Raw genomic sequence first — 14710 nt, forward strand, 5'->3', positions numbered from 1 at the left:
CTGAACAGTGCTGTTAGCCTAAACCCGTGTCACAGGAAGTCAAGGCGCCGGAGGTCACGTCCGGTGTGCGCCGCCGGGGCCGGCCGCCGCAGTCGGCGGCCGACGCCGAGGCCGCCCGGGCACGCATCGTCGAGGCGACCACCGCCGTGTTCGCCGACCACGGCTCGCACGGGCTCAGCGTCGCGCTGATCATCGAGCGCGCCGGCATCGCCCGTCCGACGTTCTACCGCTACTTCGGCAACGCCGAAGAGGTGCTGCAGACGATCCTCGACGCGTCCGACGTCGCGCTGGTCGACGGGCTGCAGGCCGCCCTCGACGCGGCGGCCGACGAGGTGCAGATGGTCGTCGCCGGCATCGACGCCTACCTCGCCTGGGCGCAGAACCACGGCCCGGCGTTGCGTCCGCTGTTCGCCGAACTGCACGACCCGACCTCGCCGGTGTCGGCCCACCGCGAACGCACGCTCGACATGCTGCGTTCCCGGTTGGCCGTCCGCTTCGAGTCGCTCGGGCGTCCGGCGCCCGCCGACGAGGACATGGACGTGCTGCTCAACACGTTCGAGTACGTCGGGTTCCGGGTGGCGATGGCCGCCCCGGGCGATCCGACGACCGTCGCGTGGGCACGGCGGACGATGGCCCGCGTCGCCGTCGCCCTGCTCGGCACGTCCGACGACCTCGCGCTCGCACTCGCCGAACCCGAGCTCCTCGGCTTCTGACACCCTCTCGTCCGACCCCCTCCCCGGAACCGTCTTCTACGGCGATTTGGTTGATCAAGAGGTCTGTTGATCAACCAAATCGCCGTAGAAGACGCACCCTGGGGGACGGCGACGGGAGGGGAAGACAGGTCAGGAGGCGAGAAATGCGCGGACGCGCGCAATCTCGTCGTCGAGGGCGCTGCGCTCGCGGCGGGTGAACTCGCGGCACGGCCGGACGGTGATGCCGTCGGCGTCGCCGTTCCACCAGCCCTCGAGCATTCCGTCGACGAACACCCCGGCGCCGACGCCGCCGTTCGGGCCCATCCAGGCGCGGCGGTTCTCGTCGGTCGCGATCCGCGAGCGGTCGGCGTGCGAGAGCCAGAGGTTGTCGTAGTTGCCGAGCAGCAGGGGTGGCAGGTCGAGGTCCGGGTCGGCGATCACACCGTCCGCGACGTCGAACAGCGTGCGGCCCTTCTCGTCCTCGTGGATGACGAGGTCGCCGCGCAGCGCGGCGAACACCGGGCCGAGCCGGGTGACCCCCGACCACGCGGTCATGTCGGCCGCCGTCGCCGGGCCGTAGGCGCGCAGATACCGCCTGACGAGCTCGTACACGTCGGCCTCGCGCAACGGTTCGCCGAGCCACGTGGTGAGCAGCTCGTAGACCACGCCACCGCTGCGGCGCCACTGCCCACGCGGCGGCACCTGCACCATGGGCACGCGCTCGCGCGCGGCATTGCGCAGCGCCGCCTCGGGAACGTCCGGCCAGCGCGATGCCAGCCGGGCGCCCATTTCGGCGACGGGCAACGGGCCGTCCGCCAGGGCCACCGACGCGGCCGCGACCAGGGCGTCCGACGGCACGTCCCGCGCCGGGCGGCTGAGCTGGTTGCCCGCCGACACCCGGTCGAGCATCGGCTGCGTCCACGGTCGCAGCGCCAGCGCGTCCTCGGGCGTCAGCGCGTGGACGGTGCCGCGCATCGAGAGGACGCGCACGACCTCGCGTGCGCCGAGTGCCTGCGAGAACACCGCGGGGTCGAAACCGGGTAGGCGGGCGGCGAGGGCGAGGTAGGGCGCGAGCGACTCCTGCGCCTGCAGCCCGATCAGGTGGTGGACCGTCTCGATCGCGTCGCCCGGCTCGGGACGTGACCCGGCGACGAGCCGCTGCCGCACCCACAGCGTCCGGTTGAGCGTCCTCGTCGTCAGCCGCACGTCCCGACCGTAGGGCCTACTGCGGCGGGGTCGTGAGCGCCCGCACCGGGTGCACCTCGAACGAGTAGCAGACCGGCCAGCCCGTCGAGAACGGCACCGGCGTGTCCGTGTTCGGCGGCGTGACCAGGATGCGCGGGTACTCGGGCGCGTCGCAGCCGGCCTGCGCGGCGCCGCGTTCGCGGGTGTCGTGGCCCTCGAGGAAAGCGGCGGCGTAGGCGCCCGGGCGCAGCGACACGGTCTGCAGCCGTCCGGTGCCGCCGAGCGAGCCGCTGGGTGTGCGGGTCGCCTGCTGCACCTGCTGGTTCGCGGCGGTCTCGATCGCGGCGCCCGGGTAGCCGTAGAGCGTGCAGGTGCGCGAGGAGATGTTGCGGAAGTCGACGAGCACGGCGTGACGGGCGCGGCCATCCGGACCGGCGGTGCCGTTGCCGGGGATGTGTCGGGGGTCGATGCTCGCCCGCAGCTGCGACTCGAGGCACGGCCCGACGAGCGAGGCGGGACGGCTGGTGCCGACGCTCCGCGTGACGGTCGTGGTCGGTTGCGCGGACGTGCTCGACGCCCGGATCGGGCTGCCCGTGGCGGACCCGGCGCCCGCCGTGGACCCGGCGCCCGTCGCGGACCCGGCGCCCGTCGCCGGTGACGCAGCGGGCGAGCCCGACCCCGAGCTCGAACACCCCGCGGCCAGGACGGTCACGAGCGCGAGTCCGGAGAGCGTGACGGCAGCGGAGCGAATGCGTGTCATGGTTCGGTGCCTCCTCGAGTGGATCTTCCTCGGGAGGAGGACAGCGCGGGCCGCCGTCGCGTTGCAGCGGCGGCGGTGACCCTTCCCGCCGTCTCAGGTGGTGACGTGCGCCCGCTGTCCCTCGACGCCGAAGAGGCTCAGTGTCTCGGCCGGACGATCACCCACCGCACCGATCCAGTGCGGGGTGCGGGTGTCGAACTCGGCCGCCTCACCCGGACCCATCTCGAGGTCGCGCTCGCCGAGCAGCAGCCGGACCCGCCCGTCCATGACGTAGAGCCACTCGTATCCGTCGTGCGTCTGCAATCGGGGCCGCCGGGACGACGGCGGCGTGGGCGGCATGATCACCTTGTAGGCCTGGATGCCTCCCGCCCGCCGTGTCAGCGGGATGTACACCCGGCCGTGCCGCCGCAGCGGCTTGAGCACGACGCGCGGGTCACCGGTCGGCGGCGCGTCGACGAGTTCGTCGAGCGCCACGCCGTGGGCGCGGGCGAGGGGGAGCAGCTGTTCGAGGGTGGGGCGCAGCCGTCCGGTCTCGAGTCGCGACAGCGTGCTGGCGGTGATGCCGGTGGCCTCGGCGAGCGCGGCGAGCGTGACCTGGCGGTCGCGGCGCAGGGTGCGCAGCCGGTCGCCTACCCCGGCCAGCACGTCCTCGGTCGATCTCGTCATGGACCCATCGTGCAGATCTGCAAGAACACGTGCAAGTATGCATGCCGGTGTCGCATGGTCGTCCCATGACGACGACAGATGTGGACGTGGACGTGGTGGTGGTCGGCGGCGGGGCCGCCGGCAGTGCGGCGGCGACAGCGCTGGCGAGGTCGCGCCGGTCGGTGGTCGTGATCGACGGCGGACGGCCGCGCAACGCGTCGTCCCCTGGGGTGCACAACCTGCTGGGACGCGACGGCATCGCGCCGGGCGAGCTAGTCGCGACGGCGCACGACGAGGTGCGCCGCTACGGCGGCACGGTGCGCGCCGGCGAGGCCGTCGGCGCCCGGCGGGTGGCGTACGGCTTCGAGGTGCGCCTGGCCGACGGCGGCACGGCGAGCGCGAGACGGCTCGTGGTGGCGTCCGGAGTGGTCGACGGGCTTCCGGACGTCCCCGGGCTGCGCGAGCGATGGGGACGCGACGTCCTGCACTGCCCCTACTGCCACGGCTGGGAGGTGCGCGACCAGGCGATCGGCGTGCTGGCGACGAGCGCGGCCACGATGCACCAGACCCTGCTGTTCCGCCAGCTCAGCGACGACGTCGTCGTCTTCGCGCACGGTCGCGCGATCGCGCCGGAGGACGCCGAGCAGTTGGAGGCGCTCGGGGTGCGGGTCGAACCCGGTGTCGTGGCGGCGATCGAGACCGACGGTGACGCACTGAGTGCCGTCCGGCTGGCCGACGGGCGCCGGGTGACGCGGCAGGCATTGGTGGTCGCGCCGGCGGCGAGGGCTCACAGCGCGGTGCTCGACGACCTGGGACTCGTCCTCACCGAGCCCGAACCCGGCAGTCCTGTGCCGCCCGCGTACGCGTGCGACCCGACGGGCGCCACCGCGGTACCCGGGGTCTGGGTCGCGGGCAACGTGCGCGAGCCGATGGCGACCGTGCCGGCCGCCACCGCGCAGGGCGTGATGGCGGGGGCTGCGGTCAACGGCGATCTCGTCGCCGAGGACGCGCGCGCCGCGGTCGCGCGGCTGCGCGCCGCGCGTCAGCTCGTGGGCTCGAAGAAGTAGCGCACCACGAACTCGGCGACGACCGCCGGCTTCTCGCTGCCCTCGATGTCGAGGACGGCCGTGGTCGTGAACTGCACGGCGTCGTCACCGAGGCGGTTGACCTCGGTGATGGTCGAGCGTCCACGCAGCCGGCTGCCGACGGGCACCGGAGCCGGGAAGCGCACCTTGTTCAGGCCGTAGTTCACGCCCATGCGCAGGTTGGCCGTCTCGCGCAGTTGCGCGAGGAAGAACGGCAGCAGCGACAGCGTGAGGAAGCCGTGCGCGATCGTCCTGCCGAACGGGCCGTCCTTGGCCCGTTCGGCGTCGACGTGGATCCACTGGTGGTCGCCGGTGGCCTCGGCGAAGCGGTCGATGCGGTCCTGCTCGATCGTGATCCAGTCGGTGGGACCGACCTCGACGCCGAGCTGCGACTCGATGTCCTCGATCGAGCCCATCACCATCTTGTCCGCCATCAGGCCAACCTCTCTCACGCCACCGTTGCCCTGAACGTACCGTCCCCTCAGCGGACGCCCGCGAGCTGCGCGAGCGTCGTCGCCGGACGGCCGGTGAACCGCTCGACCACATCGGTCACGACGTCGCCGTAACCGAGCCGGGCGGACGTCCCGAAGCTGGTCAGCAGCTGCGCGACGGGCTCGGGCAGGCCGGCGTGCTCGACGAGGCCCTGCGCGTAGGCGGCGTCGTCGACGGGCAGGACGGTCACCTCGCGGTCGCCGAGCCGCCCGGCCAGCGCAGCGAGGTCGGCGGACGACACGGCGTCCGGGCCGGTCACGTCGAGGACCTCGTTCTCCGTGCTGTCGCCCGCGAGCACGGCGGCGGCGACGGCCGCGCAGTCGTCGCGGGTGACGTAGCCGACCCGGCCCTCGCCGGCGTTGGTGACGAGCTGCCCGCTCTCGGCGGCCTGCTGCAGCGTGCCGAGCTGGTAGTCGGAGTAGATGTTGTTGCGCAGCATCGTCCAGCTCACGCCGCTGTCGCGCAGCGCCTGCTCGGTACCGACGTGGTCCGGCACGACCGCGGCCGGGTTGTCCGCCTCCGGCCGGACGATCGAGGTGTAGAGGATGTGCTGCACGCCGGCCGCGGCGGCGGCCTTCACGGCGGCGATCTGCGGCTCGAGCCGGGAGCCGACGGCGTCCGTGGAGATGATCAGGAGCCGGTCGACGCCGGCGAAGGCGGCCGGCAGCGTCTCGGGGCGGGTGAAGTCGCCCTCGCGCGTCTCGGCGCCGCGCGCGGCGAGGTCGGCGAGCTTGTCGCTGGTGCGGCTGATGAGCACGACCTGGTCGGCGGGGACGCGCTCGAGCAGCTTCTCGGCGGCGAGGCGGCCCAGATTGCCCGAGGCGCCGGTGATGGCGAACGTCATGACGGTCCTTTCGTGTGCGCAGTACTGTAATCGTCGTGGTTACGGATCAAACTGTAACCAGTCCGATTACGGAATCTCAAGGCGGTGTGCCCGTGGCCTCGACCAACACCCAGTTCGCGGTCGCCGTGCACGTGCTGACCTACCTGTCGGCGATGCCCGGACGGGCGGTCAGCTCGGACGAACTCGCCGCGAGCACCAACACCGCGCCGGTGTACGTGCGCCGCGTCCTCGGCCCGCTGCGCGAGGCCGGCATCGTGCACGCCCGTCCGGGCAGCGGTGGCGGGTGGGAGCTGGGGCGCGCCGCCGGCACGATCGGCCTCGACGCCGTCTGGGACGTGCTGCACGGCGACGCCGCCGTCCTGGGCGTGCACGACGCCAACCCGGCCTGCCCGGTGGGCGCCGGCATCCAGCAGGTGCTCACCGACCTCGACGCCGAGGTGCTGGCCGGCATCCGCGCGACGCTGGCCGGGCGCACCGTGGCCGACGTGGTGGAGCAGGCCGTGAGCGGCGCCGAGGTCAGGCCGGGCTGAATCCCGCGGGCCGTCCGTCGGCGTCGAAGCCGAACAGCGCCACCCCGTTCGGGCCGACCGGGAGGCGCTCGGCGCCGTCGGTGCCGAGCGCCACGTGGATCTTCTGCGTGCTCCACTTCGGGATGTCGAAGCACAGCGCGGCCAGCTCGCGCTGCGAGAACGTCCGCCGGGCCTGCCCGACGAGGGCCGCAGGCGGAGCCCCGGTGCCGGTGATGAATGCGTCGGTGATCCGCAGCGCGGTCTTCGCCCGCTCGGGCAGGTCACTGCTCTCGTAGCGGTCGATCTTCGCGGTCATGGCGTCGTCGGCGCCGGCCTCGCGCGCGCTCTCGAGCCGCAGGGTCTGGCAGATGCGGCAGCCGTGGGTGCGGGCACACCGCAACCGGACGAGCTCCGTGGTCACCGGATCGAGCACGTCGCCGCGCACGACGGCGTTCTGGAAGGCGCCCAGCAGGTCCTTCAGGGTGCCGCCGGGGTCCGCGGCCGGTGTCGGAGCGGCGACGACGGGCTCGAGCAGCGCGCCCGCGACCGTCCGCAGCCGCAGCGTGAACTCGACGGCGAACAGCGCCCGGACGAGGTCCGCGAGCCGGTCACCGGCGAAGTCGTCCGCCAGTTCCGCGAGCTGCGCCGGCGTCAGCCCGCCGACGTCCAGCGCCAGCTGCTCGGCGAGTTCGAGAACCCTGCCCTGGACGGCGTCGTCCGGTACGGCGGACTCCCGGCCGCCCGCGACGATGCGCGCGACGCCGTCGTGCACGAGAGCCAGCAACGCCGGGTCGAACGTCCGCCAGACCCGCGCGTTCACCGCGGTCAGCGCGGCGGCCGAGTCGGGGTCGTGCGCCCACAGCGCTCCGGGCAGCTCGTACTTACTGTTCACCGGCTCAAGTTACGACCGAGGGGGCGGACGGGCAAGGGGTCAGCCGGCTGCAGACCACCCGGTGACGTTCTCGATGCGGCACACGAGCACCCGGTGGAACGGCTTGCCGGCGTACTGCGGCACGCTCGCGGCCAGCAGGTCGGCCAGCTCGTCGACGACACCGGCGGACGGGTCGGCGACGTGCTGCAGCTCGGCGCGCACCCACCACAGCCGCGACCAGTCCTCGGTCTCCCAGTGCTCGATCAACAGCGCGGCGCGGGGGTCCGCCTCGAGGTTGTCCTCGCGACGCAAACGGGTGGACGACTTCGGCTTCACCTTGTCGATGGGGACACCCACGTGCGCGCCGTCGGCGGTGACGGCGTACACGACCGGCTGCGGATCCGGCCCGCGCTTGACGTGCAGCGTGCACAGCACGCCGTGGTGGTGGTCGGCCAACCGGGTGCGGGCCTCGTCGACGTCCAGCTTCACGGCCGTTGCCTTTCGGGACGGGCGATCGCCCGACCTGTCCACGAGGGGCGGTCAGGTCGGGCGACCGGTCGACAGGAGATCGCCGGGCGGGGTCAGCCGGCGGCGACCTTCGGCATGATCTCCTCGGTCAGGCGCTTGAGGTCGTCCAACGTCTTGACCGTCGGCACGTCACGGAACGGCGGCCACAGCAGCGGCATCGTCATGCCGGCGTCGCGGTACCGCTTGAGCATGTCCTCGATCTGCTGTGCGGTGCCGGCGAGCAGGTTCGACGCCTTGCCGTTGTTCGTCTGGTCCATCGGCTCGTCGGTGATGACGAACCAGATCATCGAGCACATGTCGAAACCGTCCGGGAACCCGCGGCCGAGCTCGTTGAGCTCCTGCTCCATCGCCTGCTTCCAGCGGGCGATGTCCTCGGGCGAGTCCTGGATGCCGATCCAGCCCTGCAGGCCGTACTTCGCGATGCGCTTCGCCGAGCGGGCCGGGTCCTTGAGGCCGGAGAAGTAGATGGGCGGGCCGGGCTGCTGCAACGGCTTGTGCCCGAACCCGCAGGGCTCGAAGTCCGCGAACTCGCCGTGGTACTCGAACACCTCGTTCTTCGCGTCCCAGATGCCCTGCATGATCTCGATGGTCTCGCGCACGTGGGCGTGGCGGCGCTTGAACAGGTGCGGCACGCTCGAGGCCGCGAACTCCTCCGGCATCCAGCCCGAGCCGACGCCGACGTTGAGGCGCCCGTTCGAGAGGTGGTCCTGGGTGGCCAGTTCGGCGGCGAGCACGCCCGGCGAGCGGTAGGGCGTGTCGATGATGCTCATGCCGATGCGGACCTTCTCGGTCTTGGCGGCGAGCCACGGGATGAGGGTCATGCCCTGGAACCACTTGCCGCGGGAGACGACCGGCATGCCGGGCGGGAAGTCGGTCATCATGCCGAACGGGAACTGCATCTCGGCGCGGTCGGACGACTCGGGCACCACGATGCGATCGAGGGTCCAGACCGAGTCGAAGTCGAGGTCCTCGGCGAGCCGGGTGAGGTTCTCCAACTCCTGGACGCTGACCTCGTCGCGGAAGTTCGGGAGGTAGAGGGCGAGCTTCATCGGTGCCGGTCTCCTGTCGTCCGAGAACATGTGTCGGCCAGCCTCCGCCCGTCCTCTCAACGGCAGGTCAGGCGAACATCAACGCTCGCTCAACCGTCACCTCCGACGCCTGCCCACCCGGCCGGGGTCCGCCTACGGTCGGGTGCATGGCCGACCGACCCGCGTCCTCCGACCCGGAGACGTTGTGGACGCCCGACCCCGAGCGCATCGGACGCTCGACGCTGCGCGCCTTCCTCGATCGGCTCGAGACGCGCGAGGGCCGCGCCTTCCCCGACCACGACACCTTCTGGCAGTGGTCGGTCGACGACCTGGACCGCTTCTGGCGGGCAGTGGTCGACCACTACGAGGTCGACTTCGACGCGACGTCCGACCGGGTGCGCACCGACGACCCGATGCCGCACGTGCGCTGGTTCCCGGGCGCCCGGCTCAACTGGGCGCACCACATGCTGCGCCGTGGCGCGGACGACAACGCCGCGCTGGTGTGCGTGCAGGAGGGCGGCGCACCCGCCCGCGAAATCACGTGGCGCGAACTGCGCGCAGCCGTCGCCGCCGCGGCGGGGTGGCTGCGCGGTCGCGGGGTGCGCCCGGGCGACCGCGTCGTCGCCTACCTGCCCAACACCGAGCACGCGGTCGTCGGCTGCCTCGCCGCGGCCGCCGTCGGTGCGGTGTGGTCGTGCTGCTCGCCCGACTTCGGCACCGAGGGCACGCTCGGCCGGCTGGCCCAGCTCGAACCCACGGTGCTGATCGCCGCCGACGGGTACCACTGGAACGGCAGGACCGTCGACCGATCCGACGTCATTGCGCAGCTGCGCGCAAATCTCCCGACCCTGCAGGAGTTCGTGCACGTCCCGTACGCGTTCGACCGACCGTCGCCCGACGACGCCACGCCTTGGAACAGCGTCGTCTCCGGCGAGCGCCCACTCGAGTTCGAGTCGGTCGAGTTCTCCCACCCGCTGTGGGTGCTGTTCACGTCGGGAACGACCGGGCTGCCGAAGGGTCTCGTGCACAGCCAGGGCGGCATCACCCTCGAGGCCCTGAAGTGGTCCGGGCTCTACTGCGGTCTGCGGCCGGGCGAGCGGATGTTCACGTTCACGTCGACGGGCTGGGCGCTGTGGAACATGCAGCTCGGCGCGTTGTCCCAGGGCGCGAGCATCGTGCTCTACGAAGGCAGTCCGGGACACCCGGCGGGCGCCGTGTGGGAGGTCGCCGCGCGCACCGGCGCCGATCTGATGCTCATGGGCGCTGCCGTCGTGACCGCGTCGGCCGGCACCGGCGTCTCGCCGCGCGAGGCGTACGGCCTCTCCCGGCTGAGGCACCTGATGGTGAGTGGCTCGGCACTCCCGTCCGACGGGTACCGCTGGGTGGCGGACCACGTCGGCCCGGACGTCCGCATCGACTCGACGAGCGGCGGCACCGACATCTCCGGATCCTTCGTCGGCGCGAACGCCTATTCGCCGGTGCGCATCGGCCGCATCGGCGGACGGCTTGCCGGCGTCGACTGCGCGGCGTGGGACGAGGACGGACGACCGGCCGTCGACGAGGTCGGCGACCTGGTGGTCACGCAACCGATGCCGTCGATGCCGGTCCACCTCTGGAACGACCGCGACGGCGTCCGCTACCGCGACTCGTACTTCGACACGTGGCCCGGCGTCTGGCGCCACGGCGACTGGGTGACGCTGCACTCCGACGGCAGCCTGACCGTTCACGGCCGGTCCGACTCGACACTGAACCGCCACGGCGTCCGGCTGGGCAGCGGTGACTTCTACGACGTGCTCGAGTCGATGCCCGAGATCGCCGAGGCCCTCGTCGTCGGTGTCGAGCAGGACGACGACGGCTACTGGCTGGGCCTGTTCGTCGTGCCCGCCGCCGGGCACGAGCTCGACGACGGGCTGCGTGACCTCATCACGCAGACGCTGCGCACCCGTCTCACGCCGCGCCACGTGCCCGACGAGATCGTGGCCGCCCCGGCCGTGCCGCACACCCTCAGCGGCAAGCGGGTCGAGGTGCCGATCAAGAAGCTGTTGCGCGGCACTCCCCTCGACAAGGCCGCGAACGTGGCGTCCGTCGACGACCCCGAGGCTTTGCGCTGGTACGCGCAATTCGCTGCCGACCGGCGGGCGGGACGCTGACGTGCGAATCGGCGCCACCCTCGCCCACCTGGCCGACGCCCCGCCGTTCGACGTCGTCCCGTGGGCGCGCCGGCTCGTCGAGGCCGGCTTCGAGAGCCTCTGGACCCCCGAACTCGTCGGACGGGGCGCGCTGGTCCCCGACCCGTTCGTGACGTTGGCGGCCGCGGCCGGCGCGACCGAGGGCGTCGAGCTGGGCACGGCGACCGTCCAGGTGCCGCTGCACCATCCGGCGGAACTCGCGCACCGCATGTTGTCGCTGCACGCCGTGTGCGGCGACCGGTTGACGTTCGGGGCGAGCCCGGGCTCGACGGAGGTCGACTACGCGACCCTCGATCGCGACTATGCCACGCGGTTCCCCGCGTTCCGTCGCGACGTGGCGCGGGTGCGAGCGCTCGTGCGCGACGGACGCGACGACGACGCCGTGCTCGCCCGGTCCGGAGCGGACGTGCGCTTCCTGCTCGGGTCGTGGGGCAGGAACGTCGAGCGGGCCGCACGGGAGTTCGACGGGTGGGTGGCGTCGGGCTACCGCCGCACCCCGGACGAGATCGTCGAGGCGCTCGGCCGTTTCCGCGCGGCCGGCGGCGGCCGCGCCGTGGTGTGCACCGTGCCCGTCGAACGGCACGACCAGCTCGACTCCGCCGCCGAGTCGCTGCGCCGCTACGCCGACGCCGGGTTCGACGACGCGGTCGTGCTCTTCGCGCCGGACGGTCCGGAGCCGGAGGAGGTCCGTCCGGCGCTCGGCGGACCCTGGTGACGCTCAGCCGACGGGGGACGGCGCCGCGTCGTCGAGCTCGCGACGGACGGTCGCGCCGAGTTCGTGCCAGCTTGCCTCGAACTTCTGCAGGCCCTCGTCCTCCAGCAGGGTGACGACCTCGGCGTAGTCGATGCCGAGATCGGCCAGCGCGGCGAAGTGCTCCTCGGCCTGCCGGTAGGTGCCGCGCACGGTGTCACCGGCGACCTCGCCGTGGTCGGCGAACGCGTCGAGCGTCGAACGGGGCATCGTGTTGACGGTGCCCTCGACGACGAGACCTGCCACGTACAGCGTGTCCGGGTACTCCGTCACCTTCACGCCCGTCGATGCCCACAGCGGACGCTGCGGGTGCGCGCCGGCATCGACGAGGCGCTGCCACCGCTCACCGGTGAACCGCGTCTCGAACAGCTGGTGCGCAAGGCGGGCGTTGGCCAGGGCGGCCAGGCCCTTCAGACCGCGTGCGGCGTCGGTGTCGAGTTCCTCGAGGAGCGCGTCGACGGCGGTGTCGACCCGGGAGACGAAGAACGATGCGACCGAGCGCAGGCCCGACAGCGACACGCCCGCCGCCAGGGCCTGCTCCAGACCCTCGAGGTAGGCGTCGATGACGGCGTCGTAGCGGTCGAGGGCGAAGATCAGCGTCACGTTGACGCTGATGCCTGCCGCCAGCGTCGCGGTGATCGCGGGCAGGCCCTCCCGGGTGGCCGGGATCTTGACGAGCACGTTGCGGCGGTCGACGGTGTCGGCCAGCGCCCGCGCGGCCGCGATCGTCGCGGCGGTGTCCCGTGACAGGCGGGGGTCGACCTCGATTGACACCCGGCCGTCCTGCCCGTCGGTGGCCTCGAACAGCGGCAGCAGGGTGTCGCAGGCAGTGCGGACGTCGTCGGTCGTGATCCGGAAGATCGCGTCGTCGACGGTGGCGTGCTCGCCGGCGAGCGAGCGCAGCTGGTCGGCATAGCGTTCGCCCTTCGACAACGCCGAGGCGAAGATCGTGGGATTCGTCGTGATGCCGACGACGTGGCGCTCGTCGATCAGGCGCATCAGTTCTCCGCCCGCGAGCAGCTCGCGGGACAGGTCGTCGAGCCATACCGAGACCCCTGCGTCAGACAGGCGGGCCAGTGGATCGTTCATGCGTGCGCCGTTCTTCGTGGTGTCGACGGTTCGAGTGGACCGACCGACCGGGTCGGTCGGCCCGCTACTCAGGACCAGCGCACCGTCTCGTCGAACACGGTGTACCGGTGGTCGCCGACGTGATCGGTGTCGAGCCGGCAGCGCACGGTCCGGCGCAGGAAGTCCGCGTAGTGCTCGCTCGGGCACCGCGCGGACGGGCGGGCGAGGCCGAACAGCGCGGTCGTGAAATCGAGGACGGTCCGGCGGGTCCCGGGTCGTGACACAGTCATCGCCCGCCCTGCCTCGAACCGCGCAGCATCGCCGGGTCGAGCCAGCCGGTCTCGATGACGCCGTCGGCGACGTCGCGCAGCTTGCGGTTGCCGCGCTGACTGGCGACGCGCAGCAGGTCGAAAGCCTGTTGCTCGGCGATCTTGTGGTTGCTCATGAGGATGCCCATCGCGGCGCCGATGCGGCGGCTGTTCTCGAGCGCGACCATGAGGTGATCGGAACGGGTCGCGGCCGCCGCGGTGGCGACCTCGCTGCGCTGCCACATCACCGTCCGGACGGCGAGGTCGACGAGCGTCTCGACCAGCATCCGGTCGGTGTCGGTCACCTCGCGGCGGTGCCAGACGAAGGTGGCGACGCCGACGAACGCGGGGTGCGGGGAGTTCGCCGACGTCGTGTCGTCGGGCGCAGGGGTGAGGGCGGGGGCGCCGGCGAAGGGGACGCGAACGGTGTGACCGGCATCGACCGCGGCCGCGTCGGCGAGCCGAACCAGCCCACCGCCGGACCGTCCGGGCCGCGGTTCGACGATGCGCAGCGCGGCCGCCTCCCCGTGGGCGCCGATCTCGAGTTCGACCGTGCAGTCGTCGCACAGCGCAGGTGCGCAGCGCGCAGCCAGGCCGGCGAACACGACGGTCGGTTCGGGCGAGGCGACGAGCCGGACCGCCGGCGCGAGGCCGGGCGCGGCGGGCGCGAGGCCTTCGGACGCGAGGCCGACGTCTTCGACGGAGGGGGACGGGCCGGGAAGGGGTTCGGGGAACACGGCCACCTGCGATCAGCGAGGTCACCGGACGTCCTGGCTGCGGGCGGAACGGCCCTCGTGGTTCGCGCGCGGCGGGAACCACGGTTCAGGTGGCTGGGGTCCAGCACGTCCATGCTGACACACGATCGATCGCTCGGGGAAGGTTCGTCGAGATGGTCGGTCCGCTCTCGGACAGGGACACTGGCGCGATGACCGACTTCGACCCGCAGACCGGGCGTGCCGTGCCGAGTGACGGCGCCCTGTCGGGCGAGCAACGTCGCGCCGACGAACGCGACGTCGCGGGCGCACTCGACGGCCTGGCGGGGTTGGTCGCCGGGGCCGACGACCTCGACGCCGTGCTGCAGCACATCGCCGAGTTCGCCTGGGACGCGACACCGAACGCCGACGGCGCGGGGGTGACCATCACAGGTCCGGCGACCGCCGGTCAGGTGCTGGCCTGGGCGGCGACGGCCCCGTTCGTGCGCGAGATCGACCGGCTGCAGTACGACGTCTGCGTGGAGGGACCGTGCCTCACCGCGATGGCGACGCGGCGCAGCCTGGTGAGCGGCTCGCTCGGCAGCGACGATCGCTGGCCGCGCTTCGGCGGACGTGTCGCGCGCCTGGCCGTGCACTCCGCCCTGGCGGTCCCGCTGGTGGTCCGGGACGACGTCGTGGGCTCGTTGAACATCTACGCCCGGGAGCGGGACGCGTTCAGCGAGCACGCGGTGCGGCTCGCGGAGCGGTTCGCCGTCCCCGCCGCCGTGTCCGTCGAGAACGTCCGCCGCCTGCACGAGGCACGCCACAGGGCGGACCACCTGCAGGCGGCGCTCACGTCGCGCGCCGTGGTCGACCAGGCCATCGGCATCCTGCGCAGCCGGTCCGGGTGCAGCGCCGAGGCGGCGTTCGACCGGCTGCGGCGCAGCAGCCAGTCCGAGGACGTCAAGCTGAGCACGGTCGCGCAGCGCCTCGTCGACGAGGCCGTCCGCCGCGCCCGGGCGCGCGGCACCGCCGGCGACGTGTAGAGCCGAACGACGCGGGC

The 14710-nt window shown here is 72.6% G+C and carries 17 protein-coding genes; 6 read left to right on the forward strand and 11 right to left on the reverse strand.

The window, feature by feature from the left end:
• Positions 1 to 26 precede the first annotated feature (26 nt).
• Positions 27 to 713: a TetR/AcrR family transcriptional regulator gene (locus ACYVP9_RS16565; protein ID WP_460606025.1), complete on the forward strand. Its 687-nt coding sequence runs from the start codon at positions 27 to 29 to the stop codon at positions 711 to 713.
• 129 nt (positions 714 to 842) lie between these two features.
• Here the strand turns inward: ACYVP9_RS16565 and ACYVP9_RS16570 are convergent, their stop codons facing one another.
• From ACYVP9_RS16570 to ACYVP9_RS16580, 3 genes are all read right to left on the reverse strand, one after another.
• Entirely contained in the window at positions 843 to 1898 is a 1056-nt protein-coding gene (locus ACYVP9_RS16570; protein WP_460606026.1) for a winged helix DNA-binding domain-containing protein, read from the reverse strand.
• Between the two features lie 16 nt (positions 1899 to 1914).
• The gene (locus ACYVP9_RS16575) at positions 1915 to 2637 is read right to left on the reverse strand and encodes a DUF4232 domain-containing protein (RefSeq protein ID WP_460606027.1); all 723 of its coding nucleotides are present in this window, start codon (positions 2635 to 2637) and stop codon (positions 1915 to 1917) included.
• Between the two features lie 93 nt (positions 2638 to 2730).
• Positions 2731 to 3303 carry a helix-turn-helix domain-containing protein gene (locus ACYVP9_RS16580; RefSeq protein WP_460606028.1) on the reverse strand — a complete coding sequence of 191 codons (573 nt, stop codon included), beginning with the start codon at positions 3301 to 3303 and terminating at the stop codon, positions 2731 to 2733.
• A gap of 65 nt (positions 3304 to 3368) precedes the next feature.
• Between ACYVP9_RS16580 and ACYVP9_RS16585 the strand changes: the two genes are divergently transcribed.
• On the forward strand, positions 3369 to 4349 hold the full coding sequence (locus ACYVP9_RS16585) for an NAD(P)/FAD-dependent oxidoreductase (RefSeq protein ID WP_460606029.1): 981 nt from the start codon (positions 3369 to 3371) through the stop codon (positions 4347 to 4349).
• Here the strand turns inward: ACYVP9_RS16585 and ACYVP9_RS16590 are convergent.
• Positions 4325 to 4801, reverse strand: a complete 477-nt coding sequence (locus ACYVP9_RS16590) for a MaoC family dehydratase (protein ID WP_460606030.1) — start codon at positions 4799 to 4801, stop codon at positions 4325 to 4327. The two genes, ACYVP9_RS16585 and ACYVP9_RS16590, sit on opposite strands and share 25 nt — an antisense overlap.
• A gap of 47 nt (positions 4802 to 4848) precedes the next feature.
• Positions 4849 to 5703: a Rossmann-fold NAD(P)-binding domain-containing protein gene (locus ACYVP9_RS16595; RefSeq protein ID WP_460606031.1), complete on the reverse strand. Its 855-nt coding sequence runs from the start codon at positions 5701 to 5703 to the stop codon at positions 4849 to 4851.
• A 92-nt stretch (positions 5704 to 5795) separates the two neighbouring features.
• Here ACYVP9_RS16595 and ACYVP9_RS16600 point away from each other — a divergent pair, with 92 nt between their 5' ends.
• The gene (locus tag ACYVP9_RS16600) at positions 5796 to 6233 is read left to right on the forward strand and encodes an Rrf2 family transcriptional regulator (protein ID WP_460606032.1); all 438 of its coding nucleotides are present in this window, start codon (positions 5796 to 5798) and stop codon (positions 6231 to 6233) included.
• Here ACYVP9_RS16600 and ACYVP9_RS16605 read toward each other — a convergent pair.
• The 3 genes from ACYVP9_RS16605 to ACYVP9_RS16615 all read right to left on the reverse strand — a co-directional run bounded on the left by ACYVP9_RS16605 (position 6220) and on the right by ACYVP9_RS16615 (position 8660).
• Complete coding sequence (locus tag ACYVP9_RS16605) at positions 6220 to 7104, reverse strand: carboxymuconolactone decarboxylase family protein (RefSeq protein ID WP_460606033.1); 885 nt, start codon at positions 7102 to 7104, stop codon at positions 6220 to 6222. The genes ACYVP9_RS16600 and ACYVP9_RS16605 overlap by 14 nt on opposite strands.
• 39 nt (positions 7105 to 7143) lie before the next feature.
• The gene (locus ACYVP9_RS16610; protein ID WP_460606034.1) at positions 7144 to 7572 is read right to left on the reverse strand and encodes a PNPOx family protein; all 429 of its coding nucleotides are present in this window, start codon (positions 7570 to 7572) and stop codon (positions 7144 to 7146) included.
• A gap of 92 nt (positions 7573 to 7664) precedes the next feature.
• Positions 7665 to 8660, reverse strand: a complete 996-nt coding sequence (locus ACYVP9_RS16615; protein WP_460606035.1) for an LLM class flavin-dependent oxidoreductase — start codon at positions 8658 to 8660, stop codon at positions 7665 to 7667.
• A 146-nt stretch (positions 8661 to 8806) separates the two neighbouring features.
• Between ACYVP9_RS16615 and ACYVP9_RS16620 the strand changes: the two genes are divergently transcribed.
• Positions 8807 to 10789: an acetoacetate--CoA ligase gene (locus ACYVP9_RS16620; protein WP_460606036.1), complete on the forward strand. Its 1983-nt coding sequence runs from the start codon at positions 8807 to 8809 to the stop codon at positions 10787 to 10789.
• A gap of 1 nt (position 10790) precedes the next feature.
• Positions 10791 to 11543, forward strand: coding sequence for an LLM class flavin-dependent oxidoreductase (locus ACYVP9_RS16625; protein WP_460606037.1), 753 nt, complete (start codon positions 10791 to 10793; stop codon positions 11541 to 11543).
• A 3-nt stretch (positions 11544 to 11546) separates the two neighbouring features.
• Here the strand turns inward: ACYVP9_RS16625 and tal are convergent, their stop codons facing one another.
• From tal to ACYVP9_RS16640, 3 genes are all read right to left on the reverse strand, one after another.
• The gene (gene tal, locus ACYVP9_RS16630; RefSeq protein WP_460606038.1) at positions 11547 to 12668 is read right to left on the reverse strand and encodes a transaldolase; all 1122 of its coding nucleotides are present in this window, start codon (positions 12666 to 12668) and stop codon (positions 11547 to 11549) included.
• Positions 12669 to 12736: 68 nt separating this feature from the next.
• Positions 12737 to 12937, reverse strand: a complete 201-nt coding sequence (locus ACYVP9_RS16635; protein ID WP_460606039.1) for a hypothetical protein — start codon at positions 12935 to 12937, stop codon at positions 12737 to 12739.
• Positions 12934 to 13692, reverse strand: coding sequence for an ANTAR domain-containing protein (locus tag ACYVP9_RS16640; protein WP_460606040.1), 759 nt, complete (start codon positions 13690 to 13692; stop codon positions 12934 to 12936). Before ACYVP9_RS16640 ends, ACYVP9_RS16635 begins: the two co-directional genes overlap by 4 nt.
• A gap of 188 nt (positions 13693 to 13880) precedes the next feature.
• Here ACYVP9_RS16640 and ACYVP9_RS16645 point away from each other — a divergent pair, with 188 nt between their 5' ends.
• Positions 13881 to 14693 (forward strand): GAF and ANTAR domain-containing protein, encoded by an 813-nt coding sequence (locus tag ACYVP9_RS16645; protein ID WP_460606041.1) that lies wholly within the window; start codon positions 13881 to 13883, stop codon positions 14691 to 14693.
• Positions 14694 to 14710: the final 17 nt, after the last annotated feature.

The organism is Jatrophihabitans fulvus (assembly GCF_054781375.1).

Coding starts and splice junctions, on each gene's coding strand:
- ACYVP9_RS16575 (WP_460606027.1), bottom strand. CDS start 2,637: ATGACACGCATTCGCTCCGCTGCCGTCACGCTCTCCGGACTCGCGCTC.
- ACYVP9_RS16580 (WP_460606028.1), bottom strand. CDS start 3,303: ATGACGAGATCGACCGAGGACGTGCTGGCCGGGGTAGGCGACCGGCTG.
- ACYVP9_RS16585 (WP_460606029.1), top strand. CDS start 3,369: ATGACGACGACAGATGTGGACGTGGACGTGGTGGTGGTCGGCGGCGGG.
- ACYVP9_RS16590 (WP_460606030.1), bottom strand. CDS start 4,801: ATGGCGGACAAGATGGTGATGGGCTCGATCGAGGACATCGAGTCGCAG.
- ACYVP9_RS16595 (WP_460606031.1), bottom strand. CDS start 5,703: ATGACGTTCGCCATCACCGGCGCCTCGGGCAATCTGGGCCGCCTCGCC.
- ACYVP9_RS16615 (WP_460606035.1), bottom strand. CDS start 8,660: ATGAAGCTCGCCCTCTACCTCCCGAACTTCCGCGACGAGGTCAGCGTC.
- ACYVP9_RS16620 (WP_460606036.1), top strand. CDS start 8,807: ATGGCCGACCGACCCGCGTCCTCCGACCCGGAGACGTTGTGGACGCCC.
- tal (WP_460606038.1), bottom strand. CDS start 12,668: ATGAACGATCCACTGGCCCGCCTGTCTGACGCAGGGGTCTCGGTATGG.
- ACYVP9_RS16635 (WP_460606039.1), bottom strand. CDS start 12,937: ATGACTGTGTCACGACCCGGGACCCGCCGGACCGTCCTCGATTTCACG.
- ACYVP9_RS16645 (WP_460606041.1), top strand. CDS start 13,881: ATGACCGACTTCGACCCGCAGACCGGGCGTGCCGTGCCGAGTGACGGC.